This window comes from Turicibacter sanguinis (genome assembly GCF_013046825.1).
Classification (GTDB): domain Bacteria; phylum Bacillota_I; class Bacilli_A; order MOL361; family Turicibacteraceae; genus Turicibacter; species Turicibacter sanguinis.
In genome coordinates this window covers 2,412,978-2,434,822 of record NZ_CP053187.1, presented here as the reverse complement: position 1 = coordinate 2,434,822, position 21,845 = coordinate 2,412,978, and the positions used below count along the sequence as shown (strand labels likewise).

At 33.7% G+C, this 21,845-nt stretch carries 21 protein-coding genes; 2 read left to right on the top strand and 19 right to left on the bottom strand.

Annotated features, from left to right (window positions below):
- Positions 1-65 precede the first annotated feature (65 nt).
- The gene (locus HLK68_RS11845; protein ID WP_006785590.1) at positions 66-731 is read left to right on the top strand and encodes a hypothetical protein; all 666 of its coding nucleotides are present in this window, start codon (positions 66-68) and stop codon (positions 729-731) included.
- A 34-nt stretch (positions 732-765) separates the two neighbouring features.
- On the opposite strand, the gene HLK68_RS11840 is transcribed toward HLK68_RS11845, so the two are convergent.
- The 14 genes from HLK68_RS11840 to HLK68_RS11775 all read right to left on the bottom strand — a co-directional run bounded on the left by HLK68_RS11840 (position 766) and on the right by HLK68_RS11775 (position 14,460).
- A complete protein-coding gene (locus tag HLK68_RS11840) occupies positions 766-1,449 on the bottom strand; it encodes a DUF4956 domain-containing protein (protein WP_039930735.1) in 684 nt (227 codons plus the stop codon).
- Positions 1,392-2,189: a polyphosphate polymerase domain-containing protein gene (locus HLK68_RS11835; RefSeq protein WP_009606470.1), complete on the bottom strand. Its 798-nt coding sequence runs from the start codon at positions 2,187-2,189 to the stop codon at positions 1,392-1,394. The genes HLK68_RS11840 and HLK68_RS11835 overlap by 58 nt, the downstream gene beginning before the upstream one ends.
- A gap of 124 nt (positions 2,190-2,313) precedes the next feature.
- On the bottom strand, positions 2,314-3,102 hold the full coding sequence (locus tag HLK68_RS11830; protein WP_006785587.1) for an endonuclease/exonuclease/phosphatase family protein: 789 nt from the start codon (positions 3,100-3,102) through the stop codon (positions 2,314-2,316).
- 12 nt (positions 3,103-3,114) lie between these two features.
- Positions 3,115-4,761, bottom strand: coding sequence for a PTS transporter subunit IIBC (locus tag HLK68_RS11825; RefSeq protein WP_006785586.1), 1,647 nt, complete (start codon positions 4,759-4,761; stop codon positions 3,115-3,117).
- Positions 4,762-4,783: 22 nt separating this feature from the next.
- The gene (locus tag HLK68_RS11820; RefSeq protein ID WP_006785585.1) at positions 4,784-6,457 is read right to left on the bottom strand and encodes a glycoside hydrolase family 13 protein; all 1,674 of its coding nucleotides are present in this window, start codon (positions 6,455-6,457) and stop codon (positions 4,784-4,786) included.
- 379 nt (positions 6,458-6,836) lie between these two features.
- A complete protein-coding gene (locus tag HLK68_RS11815; RefSeq protein ID WP_006785584.1) occupies positions 6,837-7,790 on the bottom strand; it encodes a carbohydrate kinase family protein in 954 nt (317 codons plus the stop codon).
- A 138-nt stretch (positions 7,791-7,928) separates the two neighbouring features.
- Positions 7,929-8,234, bottom strand: a complete 306-nt coding sequence (locus HLK68_RS11810; RefSeq protein ID WP_132942636.1) for a Dabb family protein — start codon at positions 8,232-8,234, stop codon at positions 7,929-7,931.
- A gap of 289 nt (positions 8,235-8,523) precedes the next feature.
- On the bottom strand, positions 8,524-9,039 hold the full coding sequence (locus HLK68_RS11805; RefSeq protein WP_006785582.1) for a transcription repressor NadR: 516 nt from the start codon (positions 9,037-9,039) through the stop codon (positions 8,524-8,526).
- 61 nt (positions 9,040-9,100) lie between these two features.
- Positions 9,101-10,282 (bottom strand): phosphopentomutase, encoded by a 1,182-nt coding sequence (deoB, locus tag HLK68_RS11800; RefSeq protein WP_009606428.1) that lies wholly within the window; start codon positions 10,280-10,282, stop codon positions 9,101-9,103.
- A 106-nt stretch (positions 10,283-10,388) separates the two neighbouring features.
- Positions 10,389-11,306, bottom strand: coding sequence for a site-specific tyrosine recombinase XerD (xerD, locus tag HLK68_RS11795; RefSeq protein ID WP_006785580.1), 918 nt, complete (start codon positions 11,304-11,306; stop codon positions 10,389-10,391).
- Between the two features lie 52 nt (positions 11,307-11,358).
- Positions 11,359-11,805 (bottom strand): Fur family transcriptional regulator, encoded by a 447-nt coding sequence (locus HLK68_RS11790; protein ID WP_006785579.1) that lies wholly within the window; start codon positions 11,803-11,805, stop codon positions 11,359-11,361.
- Between the two features lie 42 nt (positions 11,806-11,847).
- Entirely contained in the window at positions 11,848-12,579 is a 732-nt protein-coding gene (locus tag HLK68_RS11785) for a stage II sporulation protein M (protein WP_006785578.1), read from the bottom strand.
- A 142-nt stretch (positions 12,580-12,721) separates the two neighbouring features.
- Positions 12,722-13,267, bottom strand: coding sequence for an NUDIX hydrolase (locus HLK68_RS11780; protein ID WP_006785577.1), 546 nt, complete (start codon positions 13,265-13,267; stop codon positions 12,722-12,724).
- Positions 13,264-14,460, bottom strand: coding sequence for a DNA polymerase IV (locus tag HLK68_RS11775; RefSeq protein WP_006785576.1), 1,197 nt, complete (start codon positions 14,458-14,460; stop codon positions 13,264-13,266). Before HLK68_RS11775 ends, HLK68_RS11780 begins: the two co-directional genes overlap by 4 nt.
- 94 nt (positions 14,461-14,554) lie before the next feature.
- Here HLK68_RS11775 and HLK68_RS11770 point away from each other — a divergent pair, with 94 nt between their 5' ends.
- On the top strand, positions 14,555-14,698 hold the full coding sequence (locus HLK68_RS11770; RefSeq protein WP_006785575.1) for a hypothetical protein: 144 nt from the start codon (positions 14,555-14,557) through the stop codon (positions 14,696-14,698).
- A gap of 46 nt (positions 14,699-14,744) precedes the next feature.
- On the opposite strand, the gene HLK68_RS11765 is transcribed toward HLK68_RS11770, so the two are convergent.
- The 5 genes from HLK68_RS11765 to HLK68_RS11745 all read right to left on the bottom strand — a co-directional run bounded on the left by HLK68_RS11765 (position 14,745) and on the right by HLK68_RS11745 (position 21,840).
- Positions 14,745-16,583 carry a glycoside hydrolase family 10 protein gene (locus HLK68_RS11765; RefSeq protein ID WP_237701292.1) on the bottom strand — a complete coding sequence of 613 codons (1,839 nt, stop codon included), beginning with the start codon at positions 16,581-16,583 and terminating at the stop codon, positions 14,745-14,747.
- Positions 16,584-16,814: 231 nt separating this feature from the next.
- Entirely contained in the window at positions 16,815-17,627 is an 813-nt protein-coding gene (gene spo0A / locus HLK68_RS11760) for a sporulation transcription factor Spo0A (protein WP_006785573.1), read from the bottom strand.
- A gap of 205 nt (positions 17,628-17,832) precedes the next feature.
- On the bottom strand, positions 17,833-19,008 hold the full coding sequence (gene spoIVB / locus HLK68_RS11755; protein ID WP_006785572.1) for a SpoIVB peptidase: 1,176 nt from the start codon (positions 19,006-19,008) through the stop codon (positions 17,833-17,835).
- Between the two features lie 132 nt (positions 19,009-19,140).
- Entirely contained in the window at positions 19,141-20,826 is a 1,686-nt protein-coding gene (gene recN / locus HLK68_RS11750; protein ID WP_132942637.1) for a DNA repair protein RecN, read from the bottom strand.
- Positions 20,827-21,033: 207 nt separating this feature from the next.
- On the bottom strand, positions 21,034-21,840 hold the full coding sequence (locus HLK68_RS11745) for a TlyA family RNA methyltransferase (protein WP_006785570.1): 807 nt from the start codon (positions 21,838-21,840) through the stop codon (positions 21,034-21,036).
- Positions 21,841-21,845: the final 5 nt, after the last annotated feature.

Sequence of the window (21,845 nt, the reverse complement as noted above, 5' to 3'; positions counted from 1 at the left end):
TAGTAGTATTCTTTGCAATCTTTTGTTATAATTCAAAAAGACTAACTAGAATAAGGTGAAAAATTATGTTTCAAGATTACAAGACAGTTCCTAATCAATTCAATATTGAAAATGAAGTTATCAAAATGACTATTCTAAATAAAAAAGGAAAGGAATTAACTGCCCTATTTGATTTAGAAGATTTAGACAAAGTTAAACACTTTGGAAACTGGTTTGCGGAGTGGAATAAAGATTTCAATCAATATTTGGCTCAAGCTGTAACAGAAGAAATGGTCAAAGGAAAATTAAAGTATAAAAAATATTCGTTACAATCTGTTATTTTAGGAACAAGCCCAAATGCTCCTATTCGTCATTTAAATGGTGATGTCTTAGATAACCGTAAAACGAATTTAGAAATTTACAACCGATTTCAACCTAATGAATACGAAATATTAGAAAATGATGTAATCGCGGTGTTTTTAAAAGATCGTTATGGAAATGTAGAAGCTAAAGCTTTAATTTCGGCCGAAGACTTTGATCGTGTGATTACATCTGATTATACGTGGATTTGTCAAAAGCGTTCAAATGGTCAACCCTATGCCATTGCTCATACGCCAGCAGGACGAATCTATTTAGACTCATTCTTAACAGATTGTCAAAAAGGATATCGTGTCGCTCACTTAAATAAAAATCCACTGGATAATCGACGTCAAAATTTAAACGTCTATCTATTCGACCCATCAACTAACTAAAAAAGGTGAAGGAGATTATCTCCCTCACCTTTTTTTAATAGCTATCCGTTCCAAAATCACAAAGAATTAAAGAAACATTCAAGTTACCATTACGACAACGAATTAAATCTAAAAATTCTTTTTGCTTACTTACATCCTTTAATTGAATTCGATAACTCACTTCAAATAAGGCTCCAAATTCACGCGTTCTGACGCGTTCTAAGCGATATGATGTCGTGTAATTCTCTAATACCTCATCAAATAAATCTTGATAGTTTAAATGCTCAGGAACCGTTATTTTTAATTGCAATTGAGTCGTTTTAGATCTTCCAAACTGGAAGACAGATAACAGCATCATTAACAAACACAACACAACTGTAATGAGGGCCGCATAACCAATATACCCCATCCCACACGCTAATCCTACTGCAAGGGTAAAGAAGATATAAGACATGTCTTTCGCATCTCCTGGAGCACTTCTAAAGCGAATAATAGAAAAGGCTCCAGCCAAACTAAATGCTCTTGCAACGTTGTTGCCAATCAGTAAAATGATAACAGAAATAACAATTGGTAACATGACAAGCGTAATAACAAAACTTTGTTGTGTGGTTTCTTTTCGGTGTGTAAATAAATAGACTGAACTGATAACTAGTCCTAAAACAATTGAAGCTAACATAATAATTAAGGCGTTAACAAGGGTAAAGGATTCTCCTGTTGTCGATAAGATGGATTGTAACATACTTGAACACTTCCTTTTCTATTATTTATTTCTTTTATATATTTTTGATATTCGTTTCCATATTTTGAAAAACTTGAGTTATAAATTGATAATTCGGATAAAATTTGTGTCAACCAAATCGGAATGGCATCTGAGATTTTAACTTCCATCAAGTACATCCCCTCTTTTAGTAGTTTCTCTTCGTAATTATCTTTTTGCAAACTTAAATCATGACGCCTTGAAACAATATTAAAGTCAAATGTAATACGGATGGAACGATCATCCTTCCCAAATAACGCAAATCGTTCATAAGCAATATAAACTTTTGGTTGAACAGGATTTTGTTTGAGATAGTATTCAATTTCGTTTAATACTTGTTCTCCCATGTAATTTTTCGTCATAGGCCGGATTCCGTGCTCTAAAAAAGCTTGACTCTCAGCTAAACTTAAAACCACTCGCCGTTTATTTACGACACCATCAATCTTTTTCTTTAATTCTAAAAAAACAGTTTCCTCTTGTTGATGAACCACATGATAGCTTCTTAATCTTAATTTTTCTTTATAATAAGGTTTTGAAATCGAATGTCTGATCACATCATGTGTTTCATTATCATAATAAATATTATAAATATGATACGTTCCACCATCTTGACTATGCTCATCTTCATTCATATATTCTTTTAATTTAGGCATCAAGTGATTAAATTGCTCTTGAGTTAACATAAACTTTTTTTCGTATCGTTTAAATGATGTAATGGCCATTTTATCCCCTCCTTCATCTGTGATGTTTTTAACAAGATTGATTATAAAATAAAAACCTTAAAACCATCTTAAATGTTTCAATTTTCTCTAAAAAATAAAAAAAGCGAAGCCTAAGCTTCGCTTTTTAAATATTTAATTCAACTTCAACACCAAAATGATCCGATACGATATCTTTATGACTTCCGTTAAAAATAACATGAGAAGATAAAACATTCACAGGCTTATCACTTAAGACTAAGTCTATACGTAACCCTTTTTTATTCTCTTCCCAACCATCAATTTTCCCTGCAACTGTTGTTCCTTCATCTTTTTTTAAGGCAAGATGATAGGTATCAAGTAAGCCTTTACTCAATAAATAATCATATCCTTCACCAGATAAATTGGCATCATTATTAAAGTCACCGACTACAATATTTAAACGTTCTTTGTTTAATCTAGAAACTAACTCATCGACTTGTCCAGTAAATGGTTCCTCTGTATCATGGAACCATCCTAAATGACAAGAATATACACTCACAGGTTGATTATTAGATATAAAATCAATGGCAACAATACGACGAGTTCGATAATTTGTCACATCATTTGCTTGTGTGACAACGAATGAATGAGCTCTTTCAATGTGATAACGTGTTAAAATAGCTAATCCTTCTTCATATACATCGAATCCAATGTGTGAAAAGTCCCAGATAAATTGATAATCCGTTATTCCGAGTTTCATTAATTCACTCAATAAAACCACAGCATAGTTATCTGCCTTCACTTTATTTTCATCGTTTGGATTGATTAATTGACTCACTTCTTGTAAAGCAATCACATCATATTGTTTCTCTTTGATGACTTGTGCTAAATATTTAATTTTTTCAACTTGATTTTCTTCTTGCCAAGCATGACAGTTTAAAGTTAGTAATTTCATCGTGCTATTCTCCTATAGACCTAAAATATCTTGAATTTCTGATTTTAACACGTCAGCTTTCGGTCCATAAATGGCCTGAATTCCATTATCTTTAATGATTAACCCAAGTGCTCCAGAGGCTTTCCATCCTGCTTGTTCTGAAACATGATCTGGATCTTTAACAGTTACACGTAAACGCGTCATACAAGCATCAACATCTACAATATTTTCAGCCCCACCTAATAAGTTAATAATTTCATTAGCTTGTGAGCTACCAGCCGCTGTCGTAACACTTGCCTGAGATGTCTCATCATCATCATTATAGTTTCCTAAACGTCCTGGTGTTGCAATGTTGAATTTTTTAATGGCAAAATTGAAAATACCAAAGTTTAATCCAAAGAATGCTAAACAAGCTAAGATAAAGTTGATGATATCCATCGTTAATCCTGCATTGACCATCATTGGAATACGCGTTAAGAACTCAATAAATCCGAAAGCATGAATACGTAAGTTAATCAAATCAGATAAAGCAAACGCTAATCCAGCTAAAACCGCATAAATTAAGTATAACACAGGTGAGATAAACATGAACATAAATTCTAATGGTTCTGAAACTCCTGTTAAGAAGGTTGCTAAAGCTGCCGATAAGAACATTGAGCGATAAGCTGCTTTTTTATCAGTGTCAACATTACGATACATCGCTAGGGCAGCTCCCATTAATGAAGCTGTTGATAAGATCACTTGTCCTGCTTTGAAGCGAGCTGGCGTCACCGACTCTAATAATTGATTATAAGCAACGCTATCTCCGGCTGCATTTAAATTATTTAAATCTGTTACCCATGCTAACCATAATGATTCTTGTCCCGCAACAATTGATCCAGCATTTGGACCTGTTAAAACTTCATAAACTCCACCTAATTCTGTGTAGTTCATTGGAATCGTTAACATATGATGTAAACCAAATGGCAATAATAAGCGCTCTCCTGCTCCATAAATAAATGGGGCAATAATTGGGGCTGTATCTTGAGACGTCGCAATCCATTGTCCAAATGAATTTAAAGCTCCTTGAGCAAATGGCCAAACAATCGATAAGATAAGTGCTGTAATCGTTGAACCTAAAATAACAACGAATGGAACAAATCGCTTACCATTAAAAAATGCTAAGGCCTGTGGTAATTTATTAAAGTTATAATATTTATTAAATAAAGAAGCACCTAAGAATCCTGAAATAATTCCTACGAACACTCCCATGTTTAGAGCTGGTGCTCCAAGCACAGAAGTAAAATAATCTGAAACAACCATCTCAGCTCCAAATAATGATTGAACCGTCATTGTTGGATCTGCTAACATATCAGATGATATTCCAAAAATGGCTCCTGTAATACGATTAATTAAAATAAACGCAATTAATGCCGAGAAAGCTCCTCCTGCACGTTCTTTTGCCCAAGATCCTCCGATTGCAACGGCAAATAAGATGTGAAGATTTCCGATAATCGCCCATCCGATATCTTCCATTACTCGTGCAATCGTCGCGATAAAGTTAATATCTCCACCTGACATTGCAATTAATTTTGCAATTGAAATCATGATTCCTGCTGCAGGCATAACTGCCACAACAACCATCAATGCTTTCCCAAATTTTTGCCAGAAATCAAATGACATAAATCCTGGTTTTTTCATATTTTTTCCTCCTAATTATCCTCTACTGTTTATCCTTAATACGGTAAACACGTGCCTCATATGGTTTTAATGTCCCCTTCATCATCGGTTCATGTTCTTCAACTTTGTAATTTGATAACATTAACTGATCGAATACTAAGTTCATCTCTTCTAATTCAAACGCCACTTCTTGATCTGTTAAATTTGATAAAATTAAAACTTGCTCATGATCTAGCGTTCTTGTATAAGCATAAATTGCCGGGTGATTGTCTAGAGTCAAATCATATTCCCCATAAGTAAACACATCATGTGATTTTTTAAGTTGAATCATTTTTTTATAGAAATTTAAGATTGACTCTTCATCTGCTAATTGTTGAGCCACGTTAATCTCTTTGTAATTTGGATTAACAGCTAACCACGGTGTTCCACTTGAGAATCCACCATTTACAGTCTCATCCCATTGCATCGGTGTACGTGAATTTCCACGTGCCGTTGCCCAAATAATTTCCATAATATCTTCATGTGCCATTCCCTGTTCTAATTTAGAATAATAGAGACCTGTACTTTGAACATCTTGGTATTCCTCAACCGTTTTAAAATGAACATTCGTCATTCCAATTTCTTGTCCTTGATAAATAAACGGTGTCCCTTGCATTAAGAAATACATAACAGCTAGTGACGTTGCACTTTCTTTCCAATACAACTCATCATCACCAAGCGTTGAGACAATACGTGCCAAATCGTGATTTTCAATATAAAGAGCATTCCACCCCTTATTATATAAACCTTTTTGCCACTTTGATAAAATTTGTTTTAAGCCAATAATATCTTTTCCAGATTCTCCATTATCTTTCCATAAACCTAAATGTTCAAATTGGAAAACCATATTAAATTTACCTTCTTGCTCTCCAACCCAAAGCTCAGCATCTTCAATTTTAACACCATTCGCCTCTCCGACTGTCATGATGTCATACTTATCAAATGTATTTTTCTTTAAATCTTCAAGTAATGGGTGAATCCCTTCAACATTCATATGCTTTTCAAAAGAAGAAACATATTTTAACCCTGTTGGATTAGGAAGATCACTTAATCCTTCTTCTTTTTTAATGTGACTAATGGCATCTACTCTAAATCCATCAATCCCTTTATCTAACCACCAATTAACCATATCATATAAAGCTTGGCGGACTTCTTCATTTTCCCAGTTTAAGTCAGGCTGTTTCTTTGAAAATAAGTGCATATAATACTGTTTTGTTTCATCATCGTATTCCCATGCTGACCCACTAAAAATACTTTCCCAGTTATTTGGCTCAGCACCGTCTTTTCCATCACGCCAAATATACCAATCACGTTTTGGATTATCTAATGAAGAACGTGATTCTATAAACCATGGATGCTCATCACTCGTATGATTAATCACTAAATCAGCAATCAATTTCATCCCACGTTTATGTACTTCACTTAATAATAAGTCGAAGTCGGCCATTGTTCCAAATTCATCCATGATATTACAGTAGTCACTAATATCATAACCACAATCATCATTCGGTGATTTATAAAACGGAGAAATCCATAATACATCAATTCCTAAATCTTTTAAGTAATCTAGCTTTTGAATGATTCCTTTTAAATCTCCAATCCCATCTCCATTTGAATCCATAAAACTTCTTGGATAGATTTGATAGGCTACTGCCTCTTTCCACCATACTTTATTCACGACAATAACGCCTCCTCTATGTTATCCTTCTCGGTGTCATTCATGGCTTTATTAAAAAATACGTGTCAAATTATAACTTTCGATATCTTGACATAAATAATTATATCGTTTTCATTTTTGAAAACAAGGGTGAACCTTTATGTAACCGGTATCTCAATTTTCGACATATTATGTCTTTTTAGCTACTTTATCCCTCACTTCAAATCTTCTATCAAAAATCATCTCCTCAACATTCTACAAGTATCAGTACAAGTTCAACGTTAGATCTTTAATATGTCTTTTTTTCTCCCTATTTTTTTTCAATTTTCAATTTTGATACGACTTACTTACTTCTATATAAAAAAAGTGCTACCTCAATCCTTAGAGATAGCACTTTTCGTTAAAATTTAATCATGTCCCACGTTAATTCATTCATCTGTTGTTTTACATAATTATGGCATAAATGAGGATGAATTGTTTCCTCATGAGAAATCGTCACAATCGACATTGTTTGTGCAAATTGGACAGCTTCTGCAATCGGCATATGATTTAAATAAGCATAACCAATACCCGCGATAAAAGCATCCCCAGCACCTGTTACGTTCACCACTTTTACATCCATCGGTTTGATAATCCCCTCTTCAGATTGATTACAATAGTAAACACCATCTGCATCTAAACTGATAAAGACATTTTCAACTCCGACTTCCATAAAATATGCGCCAGCACGACGAACATCTTCTATCGTTTTAATTTCACAGTCACATAACACTTCTGCTTCGTGACGATTTGGTTTTACCGTATGAAAATAAGGTAGTAAATGTTTAATATTTTTTGCTTTGGCCGCTGAAACAGGATCTAAAACGAACTTTGTTTTTCCAGCATATTTTTTAACAATATACTCAATACATTCAGGATTATCTGCTCCAAAAAACATATATTCTGCGCCTTCAATAACTGATGCCTTTGAGTCAATAAATGCTGCATCCATATGGTGATCAATATTGATATCCACAATAGCTGACACCATCTCACCATTTTCATCTAAAATAGCAACATAAGTTGGAGTTGATGCTCCTTCTACCACTAATGAATCAGACATATCAAAATTCATTGATTTTGCATGTTCAAGAATACTCTTCCCTTTTTCATCATTTCCTAAAATAGAAATGAACTTTGTATTTCCACCTACACGTGCCATATTCTCAGCAATGTTACGACAAACACCACCAAAAGAAACTTTCACACGTCCTGGGTTTGAATCATGTGAACGATATGTTGATGATGTAAAACCAAAAATATCATATATTGAAATACCAAAGACTAAATTGTACGCCTCGTGATTGTGTTTCATGTTAGATAGCCTCTCCCTTTAGTTAATATGGCAGATCAAGTTCTCTACTTATTCCGACATTATATTATAAAAGTTGATAAATAACAAGAGATACGTCATTTCTTTCACTTGTTAAATAATCCTCACTGCCTTCAAAAATTAAATTTCGTAATCCACAACAATTCGTGAAGTAGCAGCTGGTTTTACAGTGTTTGTAGCAACCTGTACATGAAGAGGATGTGATTGATAAAAATCTAATGCCTCTTTACTCTCTAATTCAGAGTATAAGACCACATCATACGATGAATCCGAGTGTAAAAAGTCAATTCCAACTTCTAAACTTAGTAATCCTTCAATTTGTCCATTTAAGGCTTCTAATTCTGATTTCATGTTAGCCGCCACTTCTTCTTTAGAAAGGCCATTAATACCTTGAATTTTCCACATCACAATATGTTTAACCATCATTGCTCGCCACCTTTTTACTTGTTTATTTTTTTATTTTACTCAAATTTTACATAATGTTCAATAGTTCGACAATTTTTGTTTTCATTTTTAAACGTTTTCTTTTTCAATTGCTCGTATGATGACAAGATTTCATGATTTAAAGATTAAATCACCACTTTTTCATTGAGTCTTTTATTCAAGTCGTTTTTGCTCAGGCATTTTTAATCCCTCACTTCTCCTTTAATAAGGTATCCGAATTGCTCTAAAATATTTCAAAGAATAAAAAAAATCATAGGAACTCCTATGATTCTTAATATAAATAATGATGTTGATTTAAGGCATTTATAATGGATTCATACATGGATTCATCTGTTACTTCAATCGTATGATAATGAATCCCCTCAGTTAGTAAAGAAAGTGGCTTAGAGGCTTGAGATTTGACCTGATTAATAAATTGTTTAATGTCCATTAAACAATTTATGTTTAACACAGCACGAATTTCTCCATAAATGGGATGTTCTACGACGACATCTAATACTTTTCCACCAAACGAAATAATTAATTCTAACTCAGTTTCTAATTCTTCGATACGTTGACCATGTTTACAACAGATAGTCTTCAATACACCTGTTGTAATAGGAGTTTGGATCATATACCCAGAAGGTGTTGCCACGACTGAAATCCCCTTCGCACGAATCAAAGCAATATCTTGAACGATAACTTGACGACTAACAGCAAACATTTTAGCCAATTCACTTCCTTTAACTGGATGACCTGCTTGCTTTAAATGCTCTAAAATTTCATCTCGTCTATCTTTGGATTCCAAATTGGTTTCACCCCGACTTCCTATAAAAAACTCAAGGACTTGTCCTTGAGCTTTAATTTCCTTAGTTTAACGATGCTAAATAACTTTCTCCGATTGCTGGTAACTCCACTTCAAAGTTTTCAGCAACTGTTGCTCCAATATTTGCAAACGTTTTTCCAATCGGTAACTCCCCACCCGCTTGCATGGATGGAGAATACATTAATACCGGAATATATTCACGTGTATGATCACTTCCGCTTGCAATTGGGTCATTCCCATGATCGGCTGAAATGATTAATAAATCATCTTCCTTCATTTGTGATAATACATCACCTAGTTGAACATCGAATTCTTCTAAACATTTCGCATATCCAAGTGGATCACGACGATGTCCATACATGGCATCAAAATCAACTAAATTCAAGAATGCTAATCCATTAAAATCACGTTTCATCACGTTTAATAATTGATTCATTCCATCTTCATTTGACTTCGTTAAAATGGATTCAGTGATTCCTTCTCCGACGTAAATATCATTAATTTTTCCGATTGCAATGACTTCTTTATTAGCATCTTTTAATTCATTTAAAACAGTACGTCCAAACGGCTTTAACGCATAATCATGACGATTTGGTGTACGTTTAAACTCACCTTTTTTAGCTCCAACAAATGGACGAGCAATAATACGTCCAACTTTCCATTCTTCTTTCATCGTCATTTCACGTGCTTGTTTACAAATTTTCCATAACTCTTCTGGTGAAATCACGTCTTCATGAGCCGCAATTTGTAAAACAGAATCCGCTGATGTATAAACGATAAGATCGCCTGTTTTTAGATGATGTTCTCCTAATTCATCTAAAATTTCAGTTCCAGAAGCCGATTTATTCCCAACCACTTTACGTCCTGTTTTCTCTTCTAATTCATCAATTAACTCTTTTGGAAATCCAGTATCTGTAAACGTTTGAAATGGTTCTGTCACTTTAAGACCCATTATTTCCCAATGACCTGTCATCGTATCTTTTCCAACTGATAATTCTTCACATTTTGTATAGTATCCTTTGGCAGGAGTTGTCGGAGCCACGCCCTCAATCTCCGTAATACTTCCAAGTCCTAATGATTGTAAATGAGGTAAGTTTAATCCTTTTGCTGTTTGTGCAATATGTTTAAGCGTATTAGCTCCTGTATCATTATAGTCTTTGGCATCAGGTAATTCCCCTGCTCCAACAGAATCCATTATAACTAAAAATACACGATTATATTTCATATACAACGTCCTTTCTTCTGCCTAAAACTAGTCATTTATTATTATTCTAATTTTTTGCATCTATATTTATTATAGTTCAAATTCCTTAAATTGGCGAGAAAAAGGATTAAATTTCAACATCGTCTTTTTGACTTCTCGGATGGTATAAATCATAGACATCTTTTAGATGTTCTTTACTTATGTGTGTATAAATTTGAGTCGTTGAAATATCAGAATGACCCAGCATTTCTTGGACAAGTCTCAAATCAACTCCATTTTCAATTAAATGAGTTGCAAAGGAATGACGTAATTTATGAGGTGATATTTCCTTCTCAATTCCCGCTTCTTTCGCTTGTTTTTTTAAGATTTTCCAAAACCCTTGTCGCGTCATTACTTCTCCAAACCGATTCAAAAATAACCAATCATTCGATTTTTTTAAAAGCTTTGGACGCGCGGTATCTAAATAAAGCTGAAGTAATTCAGTCGCTACTTCACCAATCGGAACTATACGTTCTTTATCTCCCTTTCCAACACATCGTACAAACATCATCGATAAGTGAACATCATCAAGCTTTAATTGAAGTAATTCACTGACGCGAAGTCCTGAAGCATACATCAGTTCAACCATTGCCTTATTCCGAATATCATTCACTGTCTTCGTATTAAAGCTACTCAACAGGTGCTCTACTTCGTCAATGCTTAAGATTTCAGGTAAGTGACGTTTTAATTTGGGTGATTCAATGAGTTCACATGGGTTCGTATTTGAAATTTTCTCAATCATTAAATATTGATGAAATGAACGAATGGCAGAAAGATGTCTTGCAACTGATTTTGTATTTAGGTTCCGTTCATATAACGTTATCAAATATTGTTGCACATGTTCTCGCCTAATCTCGTCCAACTGATGAACCGATTGATTTTGTAAATAAAGAAGGTATTCTGTTAAGTCGCGTTCATAACTAATCTTGGTATTTAAACTCAACCCACGATCGATTAATAGATGTGCTAAAAAGTCATTTAAATAATACTGATAATTTTTATTCATAATTTCCCTATCCTTTATTTAAAAAAGACTTCTACACGAGGGTAGAAGTCTTTTATTGAATTGATGATTGGCACTCTTTACAAATCCCATAGAAAGTTAAGTCATGGTCAATCACATCAAATCCATATTTTTCTTTAATAAATGACTCATAACTTTCAAGTTCATCTGCCATCTCAATAATTTTTTGACATTTTGTACAAATTAAATGATGATGTAAATGAGTTTCTTCCCCTAGCTCCATTAAATCATAATAATTAATCCCATCATTTTTAATTTTAACATTACGAACAATTTTTAATTTTTCGAATAATTCTAATGTGCGATACACAGTCGCAATCCCAATCGTATCATCTAAGTGTTTAACTAAATCATAAAGTGACTCAGCGGAGAAGTGCTCATCAGAATGGGTCACAATCGTCTTTAGTATTTGTTTACGTTGCTTTGTTAATTTCGATCCTGATTTAACAATCAAAGTTTCATATTGCGAAAGTTGCTTCATCTTTTCACCATCTTGTATTACGTTTTTAAATTTCTATCTTTATTATATCACTTCTGAATCGAAATTTACATCAATTTGCAACCAAACGTCAGATGTTGCTCCCTCATGAGTCGATAAAAAGTCATCTGCCGATTCTTTAGCCTCTAAAGCATCTGTTTGTCCTGCTTTTTCAAACTGATGGTACACAACCGGTTGAATGAAATAAGTTAAACCTGAGGTTACCAAGGTTAAAACCATGACAATGACTAATTGATAGAAATAATATAGAAAATGCTTTTGAAGTAACGCATTATTTTTTTTCACAAAAATAATTTTTAACAGTAAGATGACAAAACGAATACTAAAATACCCACTTAAAATGGTGACACCTAAAATCAATAAATATTGCAATAGCCATAAAAAGCTTGTGATTAGTGCTGAAAGTGGAGATAAGGTTTGAAAGATAAAAAACACATTAAATCCAGCAATCACGCCTTTTAAAAAGACTAAAAACAAATTGACCACAATTCCAATAATAGATAACCCAAGTACCCACATACTTCCTTGATACATAAATTGTTTATAAAACAATTGATTAAATGACCATTGATTTGGATCGAATGAACTAATATTGTCTCCAACATAAGACATTAAAGATGTTTGTGAAGCTTGTTCAAGCTTAACGTAAAGCGAAGAGCCAATGATATCTCCAATTAAGACGAGTAATAGTAGGACATACATGACATATAAGACATAGTTAAATGTTTTTTTGCGACGTTTTTTGTGTGCGACCATGAGCACTTCCCCCCTTTATACTCAAACTTATGTAATAGGGTGGGAAGTTTATGATATAATTCATAAAATTATTTAATTTTTTTATAAAATTAACTCATCGTCTTTTTTCCTTTTTATCCTAATTTTTTAAAAATCGATATTTTTACCAAATATGATGCATCATTAAATACTGAATCGCGTAAATCGTTTTAAAATCACAAATAAATCCTGATTCAATATACTGAATGGCTTCTTCTTTTGTCACACGGTATAAGTTTAAAAACTCATCGTCATCCCCTGCGACCTTATGATCTAATTTTTGAATATTTTTAGCAAAGAAATTTTCAATGTATTCATTACAAAAACCGGGTGATGTTGCAAAACGTCCGACACGTTCTAAACAATCACAGGTATAGCCTGTTTCTTCCTCAAGTTCACGTCTTGCTGTAATGATTGTTTCTTCTCCTGGCTCAATTTTTCCCGCTGGTGTTTCAAGTGTTGTTTTTCCAACCGGATAGCGATATTGTTCGACTAATAACAAACGGTTCTCCTCATCTAACGCAATTAGATTCACACCACCCGGATGATGGACTACGACGCGTTTAGCCTCTTTTTGATCTGGTAAAATCACCTCATCTTCAGTCACTTTTAGAAATGGGTTTGTATAATAAGTTTTAGTGCTAACTTGTTTTTCTTCTAAGTTCATCATTTTTTATTCTCACCTTTCTTAATCCCTTTAAAAATACTGGATTCTCCGTGTTTTGTTTTAATTTTTTGCAATAGTTGGTTTAGTTTTTCTTCTTCAGCAAAATTTTGATAATTAAATAAATTAAGCTGTTCTGTCACTTTCTTCGTCTTCACTAAATTAGAGGTACTGACGCCAATCAACCGCAGAGGCTCACCCTCCCAATGCTCATCAAATAGCTCCTCAATCACAGCGTAAAGCTCATCGACGGTTTGCACTGGAATCGTGAGCGTTTTACTTCGACTACTCTGTCTGAAATTCGCTTCTTTTATCTGCAAACTAACCGTCTTGGCATAAACACCATGTTGTTTTAATCGATTCGCCGTTTTTTGGCACATTAACTTCGCTTGCTGTTTTAATTCGATTTCAAAACTATAATCTTTTGGAAAAGTTGTTGAATGACCAATGCTTGATAATTCCTCATATTTATTTGGATTAATGGGTGTTTTATCTTCACCTTTCGCATCTTCAATCCACTTAAGAGCATGCTTTCCAAAAAGTTGTTGAAATTTTTCGACATCTTCAATGGTCGTTAAATCACCAATTTTATGAATACCAAATTGTCTTAATTTGGGTGCCGATGCTTTGCCAATCCCAAACATTTCTTCAATGGACATGGGCCAAAGCATCGTCTGTAAATCGCGTTTTCGTAGGACGGTAATCCCATTTGGCTTTTTCATATCTGATGCCATTTTGGCTAAAAATTTATTGGGCGCCACTCCGATACTACATCCAATTTGTAAATCTTTTGCTATTCGTGCTTGAATGTGCTGAGCCAGCACTAACGGATGCATATTTTGATAGTGATGCGTCACATCAACATAAGCCTCATCAATCGAGGCTTTTTCAACTAACGGAGAGTATTCCTGTAAAATTTGAATAAATTGCTTCGAAATTTTACGATATAGATCAAAGCGAACAGGTGCCACCACTAAATGAGGACATTTTTTCTTGGCCTGCATCAAGGGCATCGCGCTATGAATCCCATATTTTCTCGCTTCATAATTTGCTGTCACGACAATCCCTCGCTTTGACTGTTTCTCACCTGTAATCACTAGTGGTTGTTGATTCAACTCTGGATGTAGGATGGCTTCACACGAGGCAAAGAAAGCGTTTAAGTCAATATGGAATATAATTCTAAATATCGGTTCTCCCACGGTAAATCCTCTTTCTTTTTCTACTTATTTATATTATAATAGATTAAGTTACATTAAACATTATAGCAAACTTTGTCTTAGAGGTGAATTTTATATGGCGAAAAAAGCAAAGCATAATTTAAACAAAATGAAGGGGACAAAAATCTTATTATTAATTTTAGCTTTATCGTTTGTTGTGGCTCCATTAATCTCAATGGTTGCTTACGTTATTGCGCGTCTGAATAATACTTTATTCTAATAAAAAACAAAAAAATCATTTACTAAGGAGTAAATGATTTTTTTATTTAGGGCATGAATACATAAGCTACTGCTAGCGATTGGACTTGGGCTTGAGAAAGAGCCGTGACGGCATAAGTATAAGTTTGATTTTCATCAATCTCAATATCCGTATAGTGTTGCATCGCCTCTCCATAATTCCGTCCGATAACGTCTAAGATATTGGCAGCCTCATTAAAATCAAAATTTTCCACTGCCCCTTCACAACGATAAATAACATAATACTGACTGTCATTATCTAGCTGATCATAAAATACTAAACAGTTATCGTCTTCACAACGTCGAACTTGCAATCCACTAACAGGATGAATTGCTTTAGTTTGTAACCAGGTTCTAGGTGGGATTAAACTTTTATATTTCAATACATCCAAACTCAGGTACTCAAGTGCTACATTTAAAACTTGTTGACCGGCTACATTAGACTGAGGTCTCATAACCAAATTACGATAGGTAAAAAGAGCAAATCCTTCTACATTTGATAATACTCTTGTATATTTGATTTGATTGCTTACTTCTCGAGCCTCTTGCCAAGAAGGATTTTGGTTATCTTCTAGGTATAAATAAAGACCAATTCCCATGTATAGTTGTGTTCTTGAGGATTTAACCACCTCATTCCACCAATTCGCCACTTCACCAAAAGGAGATAAGGGATCGTGAAACGACCAATAGTTTTGTGGGATTAAATAATCTACCCACTCCTCATCAACCCATAATTTTGAATTCACGTATTCATCTAATGAAGAAAGTTGGTACGGAGACGTTTTTGATCCGACAGATTGTTCAAAATTTGATGCCCAAACTCCAAACGGGCTCACACCAAATGCGATACTTTTGCCTGTTTCTCGATTGTATTTACGGATGGACAAGGACAAGGAATAAATCAGTGAATTAACGTTATATTCACGCCACTGCTTAATACTTTGTCCAGGTTGATGATACGTTTCATAGGTCTCGATATCTGGACTCTCATCATTAAAACTTATTTCTTTAGGTTCATCATCTATTATCGTTAGATAGGAATAGGGATAAAAATAATCATCAAAATGAACCGCATCAATCGAATAATTTTGGACCACTTCCATCACACTTTGAATCACGTGCTTTTGGACTTGAGGAAATCCTGGATCTAGGAAAATTTGACCGTCAAAGAAATAAACATATTGTGGATTTTTTTTTGCAAAATGATTAGGAGCTAGGCGATTTAACAATTCCTCTTTAGAATTTCCCTCTTTAGAAATAGAACTTAAGCGATATGGATTAAACCATGCATGAAATTCAAGACCGGCACCATGCGTCATGGTAATCATCCATTCTAATGGATCAAAATCTCCCCAATCAGGCCTTACGCCTTGTTGTCCAGATAAAAATTCACTCCATGGATTTATCTTAGACTCGTAAAATGCATCACCTTGAGGTCTTACTTGAAAAAAGATGGCATTTAGATTTAATAATTTACAATGCTTTAAAATTGAAAAAAACTCACGTTTAAATAACTCTAAATCGAATGTTCCATCTTCAAAAACTGCCTTATTTGGAAAGTCACTATTTCGAACAGTTGTCACCCACACTCCCCGAAACTCATAAATAGGATGAGTTGCATATTGTAAAAAGACTGCCTCTTCATCACTTATCCATGCTGAGCTCCTATTAGCATAATCGGTTACCATCGGCGAATTTGATGATTTGTTTTCTGGTAAAATTTCAACTGGAATATTAATTGACGGAATTCCTGAATTTTGATCAATTGGATAATGATAAAAATCAATCGGATAAAAACTTTGCTTTATTGCATGACAAACTGGACAAGAACAGGTTAAAATCTGATGATTTATATATTTTTCACTCATTGTCTCACGTTTACAAGCCATTCTATTAAAGAGACATAACGTTCATTAGTTAAATTTCCTTATTTAGTTAGCTTGCTTCTCCTTTCTAAGAACAATTAACGATTTGCTTGCTAATTGTTCTTTAGATTTACCACTGCGATAGTATATTAAAAAAACGTTTTAAACGTGAGTTGTTTAAAGAAAAAAATAAAAAAGAGTATTGATTCGGTCAATACTCTTTTTGTTTGATTATTAAGATGCAACTTTATTTTTATGTTCTAAACGAAGTTTATCGGCAATCATCGCAATAAACTCTGAGTTCGTTGGTTTAGATTTTGATACACTTACCGTATAGCCAAAAATATTTGAGATCGCTTCAATATTTCCGCGATTCCATGCTACTTCGATGGCATGACGAATCGCACGCTCAACACGTGAAGCCGTTGTTTTATATTTTTTTGCTACATCTGGATATAATACTTTTGTAATTGATCCTAACAATTCAATATCGTTATAAACCATTTTAATTGACTCACGTAAGTATAAGTATCCTTTGATATGAGCTGGCACACCCATTTCATGTAAAATATTCGTAATTTCAGCCTCTAAGTCAAACTCTTTTACAACAGGGCGGCTTGAGTATAAGGCGTTCACTGATGGTTTTGATGGTTCTACAGCATCAAAACGTACGTTAATGTCACGAATAATTTTAACAATTTTATTAATTTCAAATGGTTTCATAATAAAATATGAAGCTCCTAATTCAGCAGCACGCATCATAATTTTTTCTTGATTGAAAGCTGTGAACATAATGATATGACGTGGACGACGATACATTGAAGGATTTTCACGTAATTCTTCGAGTACGCTCACACCATCTAAATCAGGCATTACAACATCTAATAATAAAATATCAATTTCACGTTGACGTAATGTCGATAAAACTTCATTCCCGTTTCCCGCTACTTCCACTACTTCCATGTCGTCTTGTAAAGAAATATACTCTGAAAGTACAGTAATTAATTCTTTATTGTCGTCCGCTAATAGAACTCTTAATTTACTCATCTCTTGTCCCCCTAATTTTTTACGGTTTATATTACTATTAAATTACAGTTCCTTACATTTTTCAATGATTACTTGTAAATTTTTAAAATATTGTAAATTTTACTTTTTCTATTCGACAAATATTTTTTATCATGTTTTGTCTTTTATTCACAAAGAGCGAATATTCACCTCACAATGTGGAATTTTGTCGAATTTGGGTATTTAGCTAAGCTACATTCGTTGTACTTTGAATATTTAAATAATCAATTCCCGCTTCTTGTAGCATCCACTCAATAAAAATACCATATCCCATCGTCGCATCATGAACTAATACATGAGTAACAGCACCTACAATTTTTCCATCTTGAATGATTGGACTACCACTCATCCCTTGAACAATTCCACCGGTTTCATTGAGCAAGCGTTCATCCGTTACCACGTATTTTAATCCTTTAATAGCTTTTTGTGTTTGAGGATTGACTTCGGTAATGTTAATATTAAATACCTCAACTTTATTTCCATTTAATACAGTATAAATTTGAGCTGGACCAGTTTTTACCTCATTCGCATAAGCAATTGGCATCGGTTCTTTACTAAATGTATCAGCATTTCCCATAACACCATAGATACCGAAGTTATTGTTTTTTTCCAGTGTTCCTAACTTTTGATCAAATAAAATGTCAGCCACTTTTTCACCTGGTCTACCTGTTGCCGCTTTACGAATTGCTGTCACATTGGAGTTTATAATTTCTCCATAACTCACCGTCACTAACTGATTGGTATCTTGATCAATAATTTCATGTCCAAGTGCTCCATATTTCAAGGAATTTGGATCAATAAATGTCAAGGTTCCAATTCCAGCTAACTTATCACGTAGATAAAGTCCCGTCGTGGTGACGCCTTCTGTAGACGTCACCGGATGAACCGTAACATGTTCAATTTTGCCTTGACGATTTACAGTTAAGATCAATTGACCACTATTTTGGCTCAATAATAATTGCTGCTTATAATCATCAACAGTCGTAATTTTTTGATTATTCACAGCTACAATTAAATCACCTTTCACAATTCCTGCTTCTTTAGCCGGATTAATCGCTCCATTAGAGGTATTGACTAAATAAGTATCCACGACGACTAATCCATCTGTTTGAATCTTGATTCCAATGGCATCACCACCCGGAATAAGCATATATCGGTCGACTGAAGCCACTGTGTTTGTTTTTTCGAATCGATGATGAGAAACCTCATAGATTTTTCGTTTTTCATCAATGTGTAAAAGTTGTTCATTATCCGTTTTGGCCCATGCATATTCACTTGCAGGAGCGACAATACTGATTAATGAGAAGACAAATATCAAAAGATTATAAACTTTTTTTAAATTTTTATTAAATTTTTGATTCATATTGCGCCTCCTTTCAACTTTATTCGACACGAACTACAAAATTATTATGGCTCTTTCAATCTCAAATATCTAAAAAAAAGAATTCCAATTTTTCTACTCTAGCGCTCAAAAAAAAGGAATTCTTCATATTTATTAATGATTTTGTAATAATTGTTTCGCATTTAATATTGCCGATTCCGTAATATTATCACTACTTAACATTCTCGCAATCTCATGCATTCTCTCTTCGAGTGTTAAATATTTAACAGACGTAATGGTGCGTTCATTGCGTTCATGTTTAGAGACATGAATATGATAATCTGCGAGTGAAGCAACTTGTGGTAAATGCGTGATACATAAAACTTGTTTTTGTTTGGCAATCTCTTTCATTTTTGCCCCAATACTTGAAGCAACTTGACCACTAACTCCTGTATCGATTTCATCAAAAATAATGGTTGAAATGAATTGACCACGATTCAAAATCGTTTTTAAGGCTAACATAATTCGAGATAACTCTCCACCTGATGCTACCTTGTTTAAAGGTTTCATTGGCTCTCCTTTATTTGTACTTAATAAGAATTGAATATCATAAATTCCATTGATCGTATAAAATCCTTGAATTATTTCATCGGTTTGATGGCGTGTAAAGGCAATATCAAACTGAGTATTAAATAACTGTAAATCATTTAATTCTTGAATCAGCTGAGTCTTAATCACCTCTGAAATTTCTTGACGATGTTGATTCAATACCTCTCCCGCTTCAATTAAGTCCCGATGAGCAGTTTTTAATTCCTCATGAAGGTTTTTCTCATAGTGATCAAAATCCTCAACTTGGGCCAACTCTTCCACAATTTGAGCATGGTAGGTCATGATTTCTTCGATATCCATACGATACTTTCGTTTTAACATTTGCAGTTCATTTAATCGTGATTCAATTTCGTCAAGCTCTTCTGGATAATAATTTAATTCATCTAACTTCGAATTAATCATCATTAAAAACTCTTCTAAGCCATAATAAATATCCGCCATTTGTGAAACAGAAGGTGTTAACTCTTCATCAATGTTAGCAAGCATTTGAGTTTGATTGTAGGCCTCATATAATTTTTCAATGGCACCGCCATCTCCTTTTAAATTATATAAAATTTGAGTATATGATTTATGTAATTTATCCGAATTTAAAATGATATGGCGACGATCTTCAAGCTCTTCTAATTCACCCTTTTTCAGATTGACTTTTTCGATTTCACTTTTTTGAAAAAGAATTAAATCCATTCGCTTTTGAATTTCATCTGCATTTTTTTTAAAATCGAGATACTTTTTCTTCGCTCCGTTATACCCCTTTAAAGCCTTTTGATACGCTTTATTAGCCTTCTCTATTTGATCAGATGTATCAAAGTTATCAATTAATTGATAATTATAATCTTGATTAAATAATCGATGTGTATCATGTTGAACATGAATATCCACTAAATATTGACCAATTTCTTTTAGTTGATTGGCTGTCATTAATTCTCCGTTTACTCGAATTTGGCCATTACCTGAACGTTTAATGGTACGTTTAACAATTAATTGCGTCTCAAATGGAATATCATGTGCGATTAGATAAGATTTTAACGGTTTATTGTTCTCAATTTCAAAAACGCCTTCAACCACTGCCATTTCTTCATGATAACGAATTAAATCGGTTGAGGCACGATCTCCAATCAATAATGAAATAGCATCAATAATAATTGATTTTCCGGCTCCCGTTTCTCCGGTTAACACCGTCATTTTTTGATTTAAATCTAATTGTAACCCTTCAATGATGGCCATATTTTGAATTGATAAATGCGATAACATATAATCACCCACTATATTGTTCAAATTATCTTTATTTTATTCTTATGTCACGATAAGCTATATCTCTTACCAAAATTCATTTCATTTGTTTCACATTATATCAAAAATAGAACATTTGTTCAACTCTCGTTTTTTAAAAAAACAAACATTTGTTTCAAAAATAATAAAAGGAGAGATATGCATCTCCCCTCTTTTCGCTTCTTTTGTTTATAATTGACTATGAGCTTCCGTTACCACATTAATAATTTCTTTTTCAGTAATTAAAGTTGTCAACTGTTCATTGTTTCCAACATGAACTAAAAACTCAATGTTTCCTTCGCCACCTTTAATCGGTGAATAAGTTAATCCTAATACACTTAATTCTAAAGCAGTTAAGAAATCCACAATTTCTTGAATAACTTTGATATGTATTTTAGGATCACGCACAATTCCTTTTTTACCTACCTGATCTTTTCCTGCTTCAAACTGTGGCTTAATTAACGCTGCCACTTGCCCTTCTTTTGCTAATAATTGTTTTAAAACTGGGAAAATGATTTTTAATGAGATAAATGAAACATCGATACATGCAAATTCAGGAACACCATGCGTTAGATTTTCCGGTGTCATATATCTGAAGTTTGTACGTTCCATACAAATGACTCGCTCATCTTGACGAATTTTCCAGTCTAATTGGTTGTAACCCACATCAACGGCATACGAGAGTTTAGCACCATTTTGAAGGGCACAATCTGTAAATCCTCCTGTTGAGGATCCGATATCAATAATAATTTTATCTTTTAAATCTAAATTAAAGGCTTTAATGGCTTTTTCAAGCTTAAATCCACCTCGACTGACATAAGGACAAACGTTTCCTTTTACAGTAATATTTGATTCTACTGGAACCTTTTCTCCCGGTTTATCAATTCGTTGTTGATCCACTAAAACAAGCCCTGCCATGATGGCACGCTTAGCTGTTTCACGTGAATTAAAATATCCAAGTTGTGTCAATAACACATCAATTCGTTCTTTTTTCATTAACT

Coding starts and splice junctions, on each gene's coding strand:
- HLK68_RS11780 (WP_006785577.1), bottom strand. CDS start 13,267: ATGATGAACTTAGAAGAAAAACAAGTTAGCACTAAAACTTATTATACA.
- deoB (WP_009606428.1), bottom strand. CDS start 10,282: ATGAAATATAATCGTGTATTTTTAGTTATAATGGATTCTGTTGGAGCA.
- spo0A (WP_006785573.1), bottom strand. CDS start 17,627: ATGAGTAAATTAAGAGTTCTATTAGCGGACGACAATAAAGAATTAATT.
- HLK68_RS11840 (WP_039930735.1), bottom strand. CDS start 1,449: ATGTTACAATCCATCTTATCGACAACAGGAGAATCCTTTACCCTTGTT.
- HLK68_RS11770 (WP_006785575.1), top strand. CDS start 14,555: ATGGCGAAAAAAGCAAAGCATAATTTAAACAAAATGAAGGGGACAAAA.
- HLK68_RS11765 (WP_237701292.1), bottom strand. CDS start 16,583: ATGAGTGAAAAATATATAAATCATCAGATTTTAACCTGTTCTTGTCCA.
- HLK68_RS11835 (WP_009606470.1), bottom strand. CDS start 2,189: ATGGCCATTACATCATTTAAACGATACGAAAAAAAGTTTATGTTAACT.
- HLK68_RS11745 (WP_006785570.1), bottom strand. CDS start 21,840: ATGAAAAAAGAACGAATTGATGTGTTATTGACACAACTTGGATATTTT.
- HLK68_RS11785 (WP_006785578.1), bottom strand. CDS start 12,579: ATGGTCGCACACAAAAAACGTCGCAAAAAAACATTTAACTATGTCTTA.
- HLK68_RS11825 (WP_006785586.1), bottom strand. CDS start 4,761: ATGAAAAAACCAGGATTTATGTCATTTGATTTCTGGCAAAAATTTGGG.
- HLK68_RS11815 (WP_006785584.1), bottom strand. CDS start 7,790: ATGAAACACAATCACGAGGCGTACAATTTAGTCTTTGGTATTTCAATA.
- HLK68_RS11830 (WP_006785587.1), bottom strand. CDS start 3,102: ATGAAATTACTAACTTTAAACTGTCATGCTTGGCAAGAAGAAAATCAA.
- recN (WP_132942637.1), bottom strand. CDS start 20,826: ATGTTATCGCATTTATCAATTCAAAATATGGCCATCATTGAAGGGTTA.
- xerD (WP_006785580.1), bottom strand. CDS start 11,306: ATGAATAAAAATTATCAGTATTATTTAAATGACTTTTTAGCACATCTA.
- HLK68_RS11845 (WP_006785590.1), top strand. CDS start 66: ATGTTTCAAGATTACAAGACAGTTCCTAATCAATTCAATATTGAAAAT.
- spoIVB (WP_006785572.1), bottom strand. CDS start 19,008: ATGAATCAAAAATTTAATAAAAATTTAAAAAAAGTTTATAATCTTTTG.
- HLK68_RS11790 (WP_006785579.1), bottom strand. CDS start 11,805: ATGAAGCAACTTTCGCAATATGAAACTTTGATTGTTAAATCAGGATCG.
- HLK68_RS11810 (WP_132942636.1), bottom strand. CDS start 8,234: ATGATGGTTAAACATATTGTGATGTGGAAAATTCAAGGTATTAATGGC.